Annotated in this window: 14 protein-coding genes; 10 read left to right on the top strand and 4 right to left on the bottom strand. The window is 32.5% G+C overall.

Annotation, left to right across the window (positions count from 1 at the left end; translation table 11 throughout):
* The first annotated feature begins 31 nt into the window (after positions 1-31).
* Positions 32-1,819 carry a monovalent cation:proton antiporter family protein gene (locus ACNDLV_RS05465; RefSeq protein ID WP_006585954.1) on the top strand — a complete coding sequence of 596 codons (1,788 nt, stop codon included), beginning with the start codon at positions 32-34 and terminating at the stop codon, positions 1,817-1,819.
* 70 nt (positions 1,820-1,889) lie between these two features.
* On the opposite strand, the gene ACNDLV_RS05460 is transcribed toward ACNDLV_RS05465, so the two are convergent.
* Positions 1,890-2,495: a hydrolase gene (locus ACNDLV_RS05460; RefSeq protein WP_006585953.1), complete on the bottom strand. Its 606-nt coding sequence runs from the start codon at positions 2,493-2,495 to the stop codon at positions 1,890-1,892.
* 225 nt (positions 2,496-2,720) lie between these two features.
* Between ACNDLV_RS05460 and ACNDLV_RS05455 the strand changes: the two genes are divergently transcribed.
* Genes ACNDLV_RS05455 through ACNDLV_RS05440 form a run of 4 tightly spaced genes read left to right on the top strand, consistent with a single transcriptional unit; the run spans position 2,721 to position 5,930 of the window.
* Positions 2,721-3,089, top strand: coding sequence for a hypothetical protein (locus ACNDLV_RS05455; RefSeq protein WP_006585952.1), 369 nt, complete (start codon positions 2,721-2,723; stop codon positions 3,087-3,089).
* A 57-nt stretch (positions 3,090-3,146) separates the two neighbouring features.
* The gene (locus ACNDLV_RS05450; RefSeq protein WP_006585951.1) at positions 3,147-4,688 is read left to right on the top strand and encodes an ABC-F family ATP-binding cassette domain-containing protein; all 1,542 of its coding nucleotides are present in this window, start codon (positions 3,147-3,149) and stop codon (positions 4,686-4,688) included.
* 11 nt (positions 4,689-4,699) lie between these two features.
* Entirely contained in the window at positions 4,700-5,467 is a 768-nt protein-coding gene (locus ACNDLV_RS05445) for a threonine/serine exporter family protein (protein ID WP_006585950.1), read from the top strand.
* A 1-nt stretch (position 5,468) separates the two neighbouring features.
* Complete coding sequence (locus ACNDLV_RS05440) at positions 5,469-5,930, top strand: threonine/serine exporter family protein (RefSeq protein ID WP_022091092.1); 462 nt, start codon at positions 5,469-5,471, stop codon at positions 5,928-5,930.
* A gap of 49 nt (positions 5,931-5,979) precedes the next feature.
* Here the strand turns inward: ACNDLV_RS05440 and ACNDLV_RS05435 are convergent, their stop codons facing one another.
* A complete protein-coding gene (locus ACNDLV_RS05435; RefSeq protein ID WP_006585948.1) occupies positions 5,980-6,537 on the bottom strand; it encodes a TetR/AcrR family transcriptional regulator in 558 nt (185 codons plus the stop codon).
* Between the two features lie 114 nt (positions 6,538-6,651).
* On the opposite strand from ACNDLV_RS05435, the gene ACNDLV_RS05430 reads away from it, so the two are divergent.
* From ACNDLV_RS05430 to ACNDLV_RS05410, 5 genes are all read left to right on the top strand, one after another.
* The gene (locus tag ACNDLV_RS05430) at positions 6,652-7,353 is read left to right on the top strand and encodes an ABC transporter ATP-binding protein (protein WP_006587618.1); all 702 of its coding nucleotides are present in this window, start codon (positions 6,652-6,654) and stop codon (positions 7,351-7,353) included.
* A gap of 17 nt (positions 7,354-7,370) precedes the next feature.
* Entirely contained in the window at positions 7,371-9,914 is a 2,544-nt protein-coding gene (locus ACNDLV_RS05425) for an ABC transporter permease (RefSeq protein ID WP_006585946.1), read from the top strand.
* A gap of 259 nt (positions 9,915-10,173) precedes the next feature.
* Entirely contained in the window at positions 10,174-10,866 is a 693-nt protein-coding gene (locus tag ACNDLV_RS05420) for a 2,3-diphosphoglycerate-dependent phosphoglycerate mutase (protein WP_006585945.1), read from the top strand.
* 152 nt (positions 10,867-11,018) lie between these two features.
* A complete protein-coding gene (locus ACNDLV_RS05415) occupies positions 11,019-12,164 on the top strand; it encodes an LCP family glycopolymer transferase (RefSeq protein WP_006585944.1) in 1,146 nt (381 codons plus the stop codon).
* A gap of 2 nt (positions 12,165-12,166) precedes the next feature.
* Complete coding sequence (locus ACNDLV_RS05410) at positions 12,167-12,784, top strand: glycerol-3-phosphate acyltransferase (RefSeq protein ID WP_006585943.1); 618 nt, start codon at positions 12,167-12,169, stop codon at positions 12,782-12,784.
* Between the two features lie 92 nt (positions 12,785-12,876).
* Here ACNDLV_RS05410 and ACNDLV_RS05405 read toward each other — a convergent pair whose 3' ends face one another.
* On the bottom strand, positions 12,877-13,821 hold the full coding sequence (locus ACNDLV_RS05405) for a glycerophosphodiester phosphodiesterase (RefSeq protein WP_006585942.1): 945 nt from the start codon (positions 13,819-13,821) through the stop codon (positions 12,877-12,879).
* Between the two features lie 80 nt (positions 13,822-13,901).
* A partial coding sequence (locus ACNDLV_RS05400; protein WP_498882947.1) for a YfhO family protein occupies positions 13,902-14,939 on the bottom strand: 1,038 nt, incomplete at its 5' end.

Genomic DNA, 14,939 nt, shown 5'->3' with positions numbered 1-14,939 from the left:
TTTCTTATGATAAATAAAGAAGGGAAATATCATGCTTTTAGTAATTTTAATGGCTTTGGTTATTCCAATTTTGATGGCCAAATTTAATTTACGAAATATTCCTACAGCTGTTGCTGAAATTATCGTAGGAATTATTTTAGGAGTTAGTGGATTTAATTGGGTTGATACTAGTAATAGTCAATTGAATTTTTTATCTAATTTAGGGGTTATTATTCTGATTTTTTTATCAGGAATGGAAATAGAATTCGACCTTTTTAATAAAAAGCAGGACTCGCAAATAAATCCTGTAAAAATAGCAGCCATATCTTTCTTAGGAATTGCTATTTTTTCAGTTTCTTTAGGAGTAGTGTTATCGATTTTGGGGTTGTTTAAAGATATATTTTTAGCAAGTATTATTTTTATGACAGTCGCCTTAGGAGTAGTTATTGCTACTTTAAAAGAAAAAGAGATTTTGAGTAAGACAATTGGTCAGAGTATTTTATTAACTGCAGTATTAGGGGAAGTAATTCCGTTATTAGGATTAACAATCTATGCTTCGATTCACGGTGGAGATGCAGAAAAGTTGTGGTTAATTATCCTTTTATTCTTGGCTGCAATCGTCTTGTTAATTCGTTTTAAAAGACCTTATCTTTGGTTTAACAAAATTACCAAACAGACTACGCAAATAGATATTCGTCTAGCATTTTTTTTGATTTTTGCTTTAGTATCAATTGCTGAAAAAGTTGGTGCAGAAAACATTTTGGGTGCTTTCTTAGCGGGTATAGTAATGAAATTACTAGAACCTAGTGAGGCTACCAAGGATAAACTTACTTCTATTGGTTATGGATTTTTTATTCCATTTTTCTTTATGATGACAGGAGCTAAGCTTAATCTGAAAAGCCTGTTTACTAATCAAGCAGCTTTAATGTTATTACCTATTCTGGTTTTAGCATTCTTTATTGCAAAACTTCCAGCTGCCTTGACATATTTGAAATTTTTTACTAAGGGAAATGCATTAGCTGGTGGCTTGCTTACAGCTACAACGATTACGATTGTTTTACCAACTTTACAAGTTGCACGAAAATTAAATGCTATTAGTCAAACACAATCAGATGCTTTTACTTTAGCAGCTATCATTACTTGTATTGCAGGGCCGATTATTTTTAATTCATTGTTTAAATTAGCACCAGAAGATAAAATTAAAGAAAAAGTACTAATTTATGGTGCAAATGTTTTTTCTGTTGCTGTAGCTCAAGAACTTCATAATAAATGGTATTCAGTTGAAATGATTACTGATGATCAAGAGGCGTATAATACCTATAAAAGCCGAGTGGAATCATTAGTGTATTGTGATAATATTTTAGCAACTACCGATTTTAATTATGATATCGTTGCAAGTTCTGGATCAGATGATGAACGAAATTATGAATTTGCTAAAAAAGCAAAAGAAGCAGGAACTCAAAGAGTTATTGTTAGACAAAAACAGCCGGATGCTAACCGAATTGCTGAATTAGGTCAATTAGATATTGAGGTTTTTAATGGATACAGTGCTAGAACTTCTGCAATGAGAGCTTTGATAGAATCACCAGCCTTTTATGAAATTTTAACTGATTCTGATAATATTCTTTATGATGTTAAAATTCAAAACCATCGCTATGCAGGTCATCAGTTAATGGATTTATCTTTTATTGATAAAATTACTGTTAGTCGGATTAAGCGCGATGGTGAATGGCTAGCTCCGCATGGAACTACTGTTTTAGAAGTAGGGGATGAGATAGTTTATACTGGAAAAGTTGAAGATGCGGATATGATTAGAGAACTGTTGAGTAGAAAAAATTAGGTAAAACAAAAGGGCGTGCAAAGCACGTCCTTTTTTAGGATAGAAATTTATGAATTTTAATTGAGATAAATTAGCCAATGACTTCAACTGTAGCGTATAAAATACCAGCAGCAGGGACTTGACTATTTGGCATAGCAACATCCAATTGATTAGGGTTGGCAGCTGCAAAACCACCAGTATCATTAACTACTCGATACCAAACAGTTCCGTCTGAAAGAGTAATTTTTAATCTAGTTCCTTTAGGGAAAACTGATAAATTAGCAGCAACGCCACCATAGCCCATATTTGAACCTAAAGCGGCAGGATCATAAAAGCTAAGTTTAAAAGTTCCCTTGTTTACACCAGATATGTTTTGAGTATTTGCTTGGCTTGTAGTATTAGCAGTTGGTGTTGGAGCTTGGGTAACTGCTTGTTGAGCTTGTTTTTGTTCTTCTTGTGCCTTAGCTTCAGCTTCAGCCTTAGCTTGAGCATCCATTTTAGCTTGTTCAGCTTTAGCATTTTTAGTTAGTTCTTCAATAGCAGCTTTTTGTCTTTCTTTGATTAATTTAGCACGCATTCTAACTGGTTTGATGGTATCATTAACCAAACTAGTTGATACGTTATAATTTGTTTTTTCTGAAGCTGCTTGAGTTGGATTTACTTCAATAAAGTTTACAATTAATAATGAAATAGCCACAATAGTAGCAGCAAAACGCTTAGTTAATAAAATAAAAAATCTACTCCCTCTAAAATTAATAACTTTTTATTTCGATAATTAATAAATACTATTTCTTAATAGGTAATATTATATAAATAGAATGTTTCAGAACTTTAATAGTAAAATTACAAATACTAGTGATTTGAAATAAATATTACATTTTGGTTACAAGTAGAAATACAAATGTAAAAAAGGAGATCCTATATGACAAATCGTAATATCTTTCCTATAATTTATGCAGTTATTTCAGCTGTTTTAACTTTTATTGCTATGTTTTTTATATTGTTTAATACTTTTCATATGAATTTGAGCTTTACAATTTTTGGAGCAGCAATAATAGCGGTTATGTTTTATATTTATTCATATTTTAGAGCCCATGCCTCTGCTGAAATTAAGAGAATTGTCTATCAATATGGCCTTGATGATGCAGAATTAGCAAGGCTGACTGGTTTGAAGAAATCAGATTTTCCAATTTATCAAGATAAATTGCAATTGATTTTACCTAAGAGAATGTGGCCACGTGTATTACATATTTTGCAAGAATATGAACAAGAGCAAAAAAGTAAAGGTTAAGGCAAATTATACATATTGCTATATAATAATTCTTAACTGACAAAAAGGGAGAAAAAAGTGAGCTTATTAACAGTTACTGGCTTAAGCCAGGGATTCATTGATAAAACTTTATATGAAGATGCAAATTTTGTATTGAATAAAGAAGATCATATGGGAGTTACTGGTCAAAATGGAGTTGGTAAATCAACTTTAATTAAAATTTTAACTGGTGAAATTGTACCCGATGATGGACAAGTTAAGTGGCAAAAGAATATAAAGGTTGGATATCTTGATCAATATGCCAAATTAACGCCTGGTATGACTTTGAAATCATTTTTAAAAACGGCTTTTGCAGATTTATTTGCACAAGAAGAGAAGTTAAACAATTTATATGTTGAATATAGTGAAAAAGGTGATCAAACATTACTGGATAAGGCAGGGAAAATTCAAACTCATTTAGAAGAAGTGGGCTTTTATGATATTGATACTGCAATTGATCAAGTAGCAAGTGGACTAGGGTTACTTGAATTAGGCTATGATAAAGATGTTAGTGAAATGTCTGGTGGTCAAAGATCGAAGCTGATTTTAGCTAAATTACTTTTAGAAAAACCGCAAGTGTTAGTATTAGATGAACCAACTAATTATCTTGATGTTAATCATATAGATTGGCTAGTTACCTATTTAAATGATTTTGAAGGAGCATTTATCGTAGTTAGCCATGACTATGACTTTTTAGGAAGAATTACTAACTGCATTATTGATATTGACTTTGGAACAATCACTCGCTATACCGGTGATTTGAAACATGCTATGCGTCAAAAGGCGCAAGATAGGGAAACATACTTAAAAGCATATCAAAATCAACAAAGAAAAATAGCCAAAACTGAGGCATATATCCGTAAAAATAAAGCAGGTACACGTGCTAAAAGTGCGCGTTCAAGACAAAAACAACTTGATCGAATGGAGAAATTAACTCCCCCACAAAATAATAAAAGGGCCAAATTTGATTTCCCATATGTAGCTACTGCCTCTAATTTATTACTACAAACTCAAGACTTAGTCATTGGATATGATCAAGCATTAGTGAAACATGCGTTTAATTTTAGTGTGGGTGGAAATGAAAAAGTGGCTGTGACTGGTTTTAATGGTATAGGAAAGACCACTTTATTAAAGACTTTGTTAGGGAAATTAAAGCCGGTATATGGTAGTTTTGAATTATCTGCTACAGCAAAACTAGCTTACTTTAAGCAAGACTTAGCTTGGCCCAATAAAAATATGACACCATTACAATATCTAGCTGAATGCTATGAAAAAATTAAGCCTAAAGAATTGCGACAAGCATTGGCTAGAATGGGATTAACAGCACAACAAGCAATGAGTCCACTAGGGGAATTATCAGGTGGGGAGCAAGAAAAAGTGAAATTAGCAAAAATGCAATTTGAACCGGCTAATATTCTTTTCCTTGATGAGCCAACTAATCACTTGGATAATGAAACTAAGGATGCTTTGAGAAAAGCTATTGTAAATTTTCCAGGTGCGGTTATCATTGTCAGCCACGAACGTGATTTCTTTAGAGGAGATTGGGTTGATAAAACAATTGATATTGAAAAAATGAACTAATTGAGGTCATTATGTTTGAAGATAAAGAACGTTTAAAAGAAGTGCAAAGGATTTGTTTATTAGCAGGGCACTTGATGATTGAGGGTGGAAGTGAAATGAGTAGAGTTGAGGATACAATGCTTAGAATTGCTCGCAATGCTGGAGTAACAGATCCTCAAGTCTTTGCTACCCCAACTGGAGTTTTTTTGACCTTAGATTCTGGTCAACTGTCACAGATAGAACAAGTAAGAGAACGGAATATTAACTTAGAACTAGTTGATCGGGTAAATAATTTATCTCGTCAATTTGCCAATAAAGAAATTGACTTACAGGAATTAGATGAAAAGTTACATGACGTAGCAACTAATACAGCGGCTTTTCCTCTGTGGCTCCAATTAGTTGGTGCTGCTAGTTTGTCTTCAACTTTAATGATTTTATTTTTTGATAGTTATGATTGGCTTGATTTTCCAGCTGCTGCAATAGTGGGTTGCTTGGGATTCTTAGTTTATTATTTTATTCAAAAATATACTAGAATCAGATTCTTATCTGAGCTAATAGCAGCTATGTTTATGGCATTATTAACTTACTTAATTCGTTTGCTAGTGCCAGAGTGTTCGATTGATAAAATATTAGTTGGAGCTTTAATGACGCTGGTACCAGGCTTAGCATTAACTAATGCGCTGCGTGATTTATTCGCAGGAGATTTAATGAGTGGAATTGGACGCTTTGTTGAAGCGGTAATGACGGCACTTGCTTTAGGTGGTGGAGTAGGTATTATTATGCGGTTTTTAGGTGCTTAAGATGGCAATATGGTTACAGATTTTAATTAATATTGTATTTTCAATTATTGGCTCAATGGGGTTTGCATTGACAATTAATGTTCCAAGGCGTGCACTGTTTTTAACTGGAATTAGTGGGGCTTGTGGATGGATGACATATTGGGTGTTAATTAGATTACACTCAGGAAGAATGATTGCCAATTTAGTTGGGGCTTTTGTAATTGGGATGTTGGGTTTATTTTTTGCAAGAATAAAAAAATGCCCTGTATCAGTATTTAACATTCCCGCTCTAGTGCCCCTTGTTCCAGGAGCCCCTGCTTATATGGCTGTACGTGCATTAGTACAAGGTAAATATGATGTGGCTGAGGACTTAATGCTAAGAGTAGGAATCATTACGGTTGCTATTGCTCTTGGATTTTTATTATCAACTTTACAAAGTGAATTTATTTATCGTTTGAAGATGCATTATAAGAATAAACAGTAAAAACGACTTGTATCAGGTGATACAGGTCGTTTTGCTGTTTACAGATATTTCATAATGATAAAATGTTTGTGGGAGCGTTTTCACGATAAGCTTTAATAATTTTTAATAATTCTTCTGGACTTTCTCGCATTTCGCGTCGAATCCATAAAGTGAAAATAGTAGCAATACCACTAAAGACTACTTCATAAGCATAAGGCTGTTTAAGAGGACCATTATTTTGATTGTGGTATTTTGAGAAAATTTTTACTAATGTTTTATAAAAATCTGCAATAAATTCCGGATATAAATCACTATTTAATATTGAAAATAGTAGTTTTTGATGTTTGATTAAGTAATTAATAACTTCTTTTAAGGATGCTTCGGAAAAGAAATGTGGATTTTGAGGTTCAATTTTTAGGCAGGCAGAAATATCGGTTAAGATAGTTTCCTTAATCTCTCGCCATAAGTCACTCTTATCGAGATAATTTAAATAAAAAGTTCCCCGATTGATTTGGGCTTTTTTAGTAATGCTAGAAACAGTCATCTTTTGATAACCTTCGGTTTTTAATAAATAAATAAAAGCATCTTTAATTTTCTGTTTAGAATTTGTTCTTCGAATATTTCCCATAATTTTCTCCTTATATCAACGCCTTATTGAAAAATGTACATAGAAAACAAAGGCAAAGGTGCTAGAATACTTGCATAGTAAATCAACACAATGTACAGATTAGGAGTGAATAATATGTCAATAATTGATGTAAAAAACAGTTCTAAAGAATATAAAACTGGAAATACAACTGTTCTTGCTAATAAGAATATTACTTTTTCAGTTGATAAAGGTCAACTAGTAATTATTCTCGGATCATCTGGAGCAGGAAAATCTACTTTGCTCAATATTTTGGGAGGTATGGATACCAATACTAGTGGTGACGTTATTATCAATGGCCACAACATTGCTAACTATTCTAGAAAAGAATTAACAGCTTATCGTAGAAAAGATGTTGGTTTTGTATTTCAGTTCTACAACTTGGTTCCTAATTTAACAGCTAAAGAAAATGTAGAATTAGCTGCTGAAATTGTACCTAATGCAATGGAAGCAAGTGAAGCGTTAGATGCAGTGGGGCTGGGAGATAGAATGAACAACTTCCCTGCACAATTGTCAGGAGGACAACAACAACGTGTTGCTATTGCCCGGGCAATAGCAAAGAATCCAGCAATTTTACTTTGTGATGAACCAACTGGAGCGCTTGACTATCAAACTGGTAAACATGTTTTAAAAATTTTACAAGAAATGAGTACGAAAAAAGGCTCAACAGTTATTATTGTTACACATAATGCCGCAATTGCACCTATTGCCAATCAAGTAATTCATGTTCATGATGGTCAAGTTAAGAGGATTGAAAAGAATGAACATCCAACAGATATTTCTGAAATTGAATGGTAAAAGCTAGGAGAATTTGAATGAAGAAAAAGATTCTATGGAAAGATGCTTGGCAAGCAATAACTGGATCTTTAGGTAGATTTGTTGCAATTTTCATGTTGATGATGGTAGCTGTCTTTACCTTTATTGGTCTTAAAATGACGGGTCCAGATATGAGAAGCACAGCTGTTGATTCATTTAAGAATAATAATTTAGCTGATATAACAGTTGTTTCAAACTATGGCTTAAATAGTAAAGATAAACAAAAAATCGAAAATCAATCTGGTGTAAAGAAGGTTGAATATAGTTATCTTCAAGATTCTACTGTTAATGATAGTAAAAAGAGTTTAAGGGTATATTCTGAAAGCAAAAAGATATCTAAAGTAGAACTTACTAAAGGCCACATGCCTAAAAATAGCTCTGAAATTGTTATCTCTTATTTGTTGAAAGATAAGTATAAACTTGGTAAAAAGATAACTTTAGATAATCACAGTAGTTTAAAGCATAAAAAGTTTAAAGTTGTCGGTTATGTTCGCTCAAGTGAGTATTTAGATAAACACGATATGGGGCAAACCACTGTAGGTACAGGTCAATTATCTGGCTTTGCTTTTGTAAAGAAGTCTGCTTTTAAATCCGGTACAACAACTGGAATAGCTAGAATTACTTATAAAAAGACTGCTAAAATGAATCCATATTCAACTAAGTATTCTAACTATATTAATGACAAGGAAAAAGATTTAAAGAAGGAATTAGATAAGAATATTTCAGCTAAAGAAAGTAAAACCAAAAATAAAATTGCTGAAATTAATGATAGTTTAACTAAGTTAAATGCAATTGTAGCGGTTAAACCTGAATATCAAAGTCAGATTAAGCAACTTGAAAGTGCTAAAGCGAAGCTTGAACATTTGAATAAACCTAGCTACACAGTTAATACTCGTGATGAATTCCCAGGTTATGAAAATTATCGTTCAAATGCAGAAAGAATTGACGTTTTATCTAATATTTTCCCAGTATTCTTATTTGCAATTTCTGCCTTAGTTTCTTTAACTACAATGACTAGATTTGTGGAAGAAGAAAGAATTAATATTGGTACTATGAAGGCAATTGGCTATAGCAATTTTGATGTGGCTAAGAAATTTATTGTTTATAGTATGCTTTCAAGTACATTTGGTGTGATTTTTGGTGCATTTGGTGGATTTAGAATCTTACCTGGCATTATTTTTGAGGCTTATGCAGCCAATTCAACAATGACTGGCTTTAGAAGTCAATTCTCTTTAGCTTGGCTAATATTAGGACTAGTTGTTGCCTGGGCATGTACGACTTTAGCAGCACTTTACGCCTTAAAGAAAGATGTTAAAGATCGCCCAGCTCAATTATTACTACCTAAACCACCTAAAAAAGGTTCAAAAATTTTCCTTGAAAGAATCACACCATTATGGAGTAGATTGAGTTTTAATCACAAGGTTACCTTCAGAAACCTCTTTAGATATAAGACAAGAATGTTAATGACAATCTTTGGAGTTGCTGGTTGTACAGGCTTATTAGTAATGGCTTTTGGTATTCGAGATTCACTTTCAGGAATTAGTAAAAATCAATATACCAACATTATTAAATATGACATGATTGCGGTTAAGAACTCAAATCCTAGTTCTAAACAAAACGCAGACTTATTGGATGAACTAGATTCAAATAGTGTTAAACGCTATAAGCGGATTCACTTTACTACTTTGAATCGTAATCTTGGGGAAGACAAGACTAAGCAAACTATTAATGTGATTGTTCCTAAGGCCAATACTGACTTATCTAAGTATATTAATTTAAAGAGCAGTTCTACTGGAAAGAAATTAAAATTAACCAATAATGGTGTAGTTATTTCTGAAAAGTTGGCTCAATTAACCAATGCTAAGGTTGGACATTATATTAAGTTAAAAGATACTAACGATAAGTGGAAAAAATTCAAAGTTAGTGGCATTTGTGAAATGTATATGGGTCACTACATGGTAATGAATAAACAAGCTTATAAGCATTACTTTGATAAAGAATATAAGACCAATGGGTATCTGATAAGTACTAAGTCAGGTAAATTACAAACAGTTTCTGAAAAATTGATGGATACTGGTGCAATTAAAGGTATTAATCAAAATGTTAACAACAAGAAAACGATTGATAACTTGATTAATTCACTTAATAAAGTTATTTTGATTTTAATTGCAATTTCTACAATTTTGGCATTAGTTGTTATCTATAATTTAACTAATATTAATGTTGACGAAAGAATGCGTGAACTTTCAACTATTAAAGTATTGGGATTCTTTGATAAAGAAGTTACGATGTACATTTATCGGGAAACTATTATTCTTTCAATTCTAGGTATCCTAGCTGGATATTTAGTCGGTATTTGGTTACATAGCTTTATTATTACCACCTTACCACCCGTTAACGCTATGTTTGATCCTAATATGTACATATCTAACTTTATTTACTCAGCCCTCATTCCAGCAGTGATAACTACTGTCTTAGCATTTATTATGCACAAGAAGATTAAAGATGTTGATATGTTAGATGCTTTAAAGTCGGTTGAATAGATGATATAATCATTAATGACGAGTCGATAAAGAACGCGAGATGCGTATATTTATCAGGGGACATCTGCTTTTAATAGCAAGGCACGGGAAGTGTTGATGTTTTGGAAGACCTATTGTGAACGTGGAATTCCAACTTTGCCCAAAAAGACCACTTCTTTCCATGAGAAGTGGTCTTTTTATATCTTTTTAACCTATGCAAACAAGTTTATCCGTTGTAAAATAGTTAGTGAAACATTGAATTATTTAAAGGAGATATTTCATGTCAAAATTAGTTTTAATCCGTCACGGTCAAAGTGAATGGAACCTTTCAAACCAATTTACTGGTTGGGTTGATGTTAACCTTTCAGAAAAAGGTGTTGAAGAAGCTAAAAGAGCTGGTCGTTTAATTAAGGAACATGGTCTTAAATTTGATCAAGCTTACACTTCAGTATTGAAGCGTGCTATCAAGACTTTGCACTTTGCACTTGAAGAAAGTGACCAACTTTGGATTCCTGAAACTAAGTCTTGGAGACTTAATGAACGTCATTACGGTGCTCTTCAAGGTTTAAACAAGAAGGCTACTGCTGAAAAGTACGGCGATGAACAAGTTCACATTTGGCGTCGTTCATACGATGTTTTGCCTCCAGCAATTGATGATGATAATGAATACAGTCAAGCACATGATCGTCGTTACTCAAACTTGGATCCTAACATTGTTCCAAAGGCAGAAAACTTACATGTATGTTTAGATCGTGTAATGCCATTCTGGGAAGATCACATTGCTCCTGACTTATTGGCAGGTAAGAATGTTATTATCGCAGCACACGGTAACTCACTTCGTGCTTTGACTAAGTACATTGAACGTATTTCTGATGAAGATATTATGGATCTTGAAATGAAGACTGGTGAACCAGTTGTTTACACTTTCGACGACAAGTTGAACGTAACTGACAAGGTTAAGTTAGACGACTAATCATTCGTTATAAAAGACTATTCTCTTAGAGGATAGTCTTTTATTTTTTACAATTTGGTTATGAAAATTCCTTTTGAGTGATATTTTAAAATTTTTTCGATAAAATAAAAAAGATAAAATTAAAAAACATAACAATATAAAGGAAAAAGTATATGCAGAATAATTATCCAAGCAATTCTCGAGTAGCGCTTTATGAAAGTAATAAACGAAAAAGAAATAAAAAATTACGTTTGATTATTGGAGTAATGATGATTTTATTGCTCGGGATAGGATCGTATATTGGCTATATCTTTTTTAGAACTAAGGGTGCAATTGATAAAACTTATGATCCTAAGACTGCTGTTGCTACGAATAGTTCAACTTTTAATGGAAAAAAGAGTTTTGCAGTTTTATTAATGGGTACGGATACAGGGGCTTTTAATAGAACCGATAAAATGGGGAATACTGATACGATGATTGTAGCAGTTGTTAATCCCTCTAAGAAGCGTTATACACTTATGTCCATTCCTCGTGATACAATGGCTCAAATGGTGGGTGCTAAATCATTGACTGCGGAAAAGATTAATGCCGCCTATTCAATTGGTGGAGCTAAAATGGCAATGAATACTGTTTCTAAACTAATTAACGTTCCAATTAAATATTATGCTGTAATAAATATGGGTGGCTTGCGTAAAATGGTTAATGGTGTAGGTGGCGTTACTGTTACACCTCCACTTAGTTTTTCATACGGGGGCTATAGTTTTAAAAAGGGAAAGAAGACTAAATTAAATGGTTCTCAAGCTTTAGCTTATGCAAGAATGCGTTATGATGATCCAACTGGTGACTATGGACGTCAATTGCGACAAAGACAAGTCATCATGTCATTGATAGAGAATGCTTCTTCAATTTCAACCTTGGCTAACTTAGAGTCAATTTTAAATTCGGTTTCGGAAAATGTAAAAACTAATCTGTCATTTAATAATTTGATGGCTATTTTCCAAAACTATAAGAGTAGTACTGCAACTTCAAAGAGTGATTATTTACATGGATTGAGTGTTACTATTGATGGAGCATCTTACCAAGTTATGTCAGATACCGAGCTTCAGAGAGTATCTGATTATGTACGTAGCGAATTAGGTCTTGAAAAAGAAAAAATAAGTAATTTTGAAACTTATGAAAATAAGTTAAATGAACAAAATGGCTTTAGTTTTAGTAGTACCGAAGATCAAGAATATACCGTATATGATTATGGAAGTGACACTAGTTCAGATACGAATAGCGATAGTGATCAAGATAATGATGATACAGGAGATTATTAACCTTGATACATTTTAGTTCATTTATAATTGGATACATATTAGGTAATTTCTTATTTGCTTTAATTGTAGGAAAGTATTTTCTCCATGCAGATCCGACTAAAAATGGATCAGGTAATCCGGGAACAGCTAATATGGGAGCTGTTTTTGGAAAAAAGTGGGGTATTTTAACCTTAATCGGGGATGCTGTAAAAAGTATATTGGCTTTAACTATTACTTGGCTTTTATTTAAAAGTCAACTAGCTATGGCATATTGTGGTTTAGGTTTAATGCTAGGGCATTGTTATCCTGTTACTAATCATTTTAAAGGAGGTAAAGGGGTAGCAGTGATTGGAATTACAATGTTGGCTGTTGATTTTAAAATGGCTTTGATTATTTTGCTAATTGCACTAGTATTAACCATTATCATGAAAAATTTGACCATTCCTCCTTTATTTTTTACCTATTGTTTTGGAGTAGTTAGTTTATCACTAGGTAAAACTAATCGTGGTTTAATTTTTTTGGTCATAGGAATCATTATGACTATTCGTTTTTGGAAAGATATTATCGATTTTGTTCAAGGCAAGGGTAAGAAAGTAGATATTTTATTTAGTATCAAGAAAAAGATTGGAATAAAGATATAAAGAGGTTTAGAAAAAATCAATATAAAAAGCGTAGATGTTAGGTATTATAACACTTAACATCTACGCTTTTTGTTTCTTCTCAGATTATTATATTATAGTTTGTAATGATTTCTTTTTAAAAAGGTTTTAAAACTAGGACAACGATATATTTTTTCATAATCAATAGCCTTTGCAGAGTAGTTAGTGAAATAATAGTCTACACCATTTTTAATTGCTTGTTTTATTTGAGCAGAACTATCAATAGTCCAAGTACAAAATTGTTTATTGTGCTTATGCGCAAATTTAATGTTTTGTGGATATGCTAGATGTTCCTCAGGAGCAACAATATCTATGTTTGAATCTTTGGTTGCTTCTTCAAAAGCAGGGTAATCGCCACACAAGAACAATGTTTTAACTTTAGGAAGAAACTTTTTAATTCTAGCCGCATCTTCTTTGGTCCAACATTGTATTATTAGCCGTGAAACAGGTATTTTACATTCATGAATGGTTTTAACTAAAGTAGGTATTTGATTGAAATCCCACTTTGTACGTACTTCGACAACAAAGTTTACATCTTTATCTTTTTTATAGTGGTTAAAAACTTCAGATAATCTATGACAATGTTCATTATTAGCTGTTTTTAGTTCTTCTATTTCTGAATCGGTCATATCTCTAAATAATTGGTTACAATGAAAGATTCGCCGGGCTGATGGATCGTGACTAACCCATAATGTTCCTTCTTTAGAACTAACTAAATCTTGTTCAATATAGTGTGAGCCAGAAGCAATAGCTTGGTCATATGCCGCAAAAGTATGCTCTATTTCATCATTAGAACCACTACCTCTGTGGGAAATAACATGTTTTGCTGCAAAATAATTGATATAATTGGCATAATTTTTCTCCAAATTTACACCTTGTTTTATATAATTGTCATTATTGTTATTTGTCTGTATAACTTTGGGCGCATTAGCATAACCTATACAATATCCCAATCCAACAGAAAATGACGCTAAAATGATACTAAAAATAGTAACTCCCTTTGACTTTATGTTTTTCATCTAATCCCCAATCTAAAAATTGATAATCTAATTGTAGCGGATATAAAAGTAGCAGTAAAATCTTTATTAAATTAGTTGTTTCACTTAAATAAAGACTTTTTAATGATTAGATACTCAAACACCAGAGCTATTAGCCCTATAAAACTAACTATAATTCCTAATTTCAAACCTGGCATTGTATGCTTTAAAGTGACTTTGTGTTTCCCTTTTGGTAAATCTAAAGCAATAAATCTATTTAGGGCTTTCACAATCTTGACAGGCTTTCCATCACTAAAAGCTTTCCAGCCAGATGTGTATGGAATAGTAGTAATTAAAGACTGCCCTTGTTTGATATTGACAATCCCTTCAATTTGATTATTTGTCCATTTGGATAATTTAAGTCGGTTGTTTTGTGCATAAGAAATTGTTTTATTAAGAGCTTGTTTATTGAGTAAGTAAAGCTCAGGATTTAATAGTGATCCTTTTGAAATTTCTTTCTTTAACTTAATTTTCAAAGTAACTTTGCCACTCTTAGGCACATATACGCCAATTGGTTGATAAGTAACCGGCATTGATCTAAAGGTATGGTTATTGATAGTTAAACTTGAAGCAGCTGAAGTATAGTCGGCATACCCCATTAAATTATTATCTAAAACAATATAACCAACTGAATTAGGCTTTGCTTTATAGGTGAAGGTAAGAGTAGAAAGGGTAGCTTTTTTACTTTGATAATTTAGTTGATTTTTGTCTTTTTTGACCACTAAATTAGTACTAGTGATTTGGGCAGAAATTGGTTTAGAAAAGTAGACTTGCTTAGAGCCAGTGAGGGCATTTAAAACTTTAGTTTGATTTTCAAGTGGTTGTTTGATAGCTAATTGTAAATTGTTAGCTTTGTAGCCGGCAAAAGCTAAAGGAAAAGTATTACACTGGTAAGCAGTATTATATTTATCTTTATACCAGATTTTGTTTATCTTCAAGTCATCACGTAACCCATAATTCTTAAAACCTACAGCCGAGTCAGTTAAGCGGGTAGTTGAAATAAAGGTCTTAATATCAAATAAAGCATCTGTTAGTTGTGTACTAGTAGAGTAAAAGTAAAAATAACCAGTACCTGGGAGACCTAATAATGAATAAAAGTC

Source organism: Lactobacillus fornicalis (genome assembly GCF_055362665.1).
Note: the sequence above shows the minus strand (reverse complement) of the source record. Positions and strands in the feature narration are given on the sequence as shown.

Bases quoted from the DNA above. Each gene is read 5' to 3' on its own strand.
- ACNDLV_RS05465 (WP_006585954.1), top strand. From the start codon at position 32: ATGCTTTTAGTAATTTTAATGGCTTTGGTTATTCCAATTTTGATGGCC.
- ACNDLV_RS05455 (WP_006585952.1), top strand. From the start codon at position 2,721: ATGACAAATCGTAATATCTTTCCTATAATTTATGCAGTTATTTCAGCT.
- ACNDLV_RS05445 (WP_006585950.1), top strand. From the start codon at position 4,700: ATGTTTGAAGATAAAGAACGTTTAAAAGAAGTGCAAAGGATTTGTTTA.
- ACNDLV_RS05440 (WP_022091092.1), top strand. From the start codon at position 5,469: ATGGCAATATGGTTACAGATTTTAATTAATATTGTATTTTCAATTATT.
- ACNDLV_RS05435 (WP_006585948.1), bottom strand. From the start codon at position 6,537: ATGGGAAATATTCGAAGAACAAATTCTAAACAGAAAATTAAAGATGCT.
- ACNDLV_RS05430 (WP_006587618.1), top strand. From the start codon at position 6,652: ATGTCAATAATTGATGTAAAAAACAGTTCTAAAGAATATAAAACTGGA.
- ACNDLV_RS05425 (WP_006585946.1), top strand. From the start codon at position 7,371: ATGAAGAAAAAGATTCTATGGAAAGATGCTTGGCAAGCAATAACTGGA.
- ACNDLV_RS05420 (WP_006585945.1), top strand. From the start codon at position 10,174: ATGTCAAAATTAGTTTTAATCCGTCACGGTCAAAGTGAATGGAACCTT.
- ACNDLV_RS05415 (WP_006585944.1), top strand. From the start codon at position 11,019: ATGCAGAATAATTATCCAAGCAATTCTCGAGTAGCGCTTTATGAAAGT.
- ACNDLV_RS05405 (WP_006585942.1), bottom strand. From the start codon at position 13,821: ATGAAAAACATAAAGTCAAAGGGAGTTACTATTTTTAGTATCATTTTA.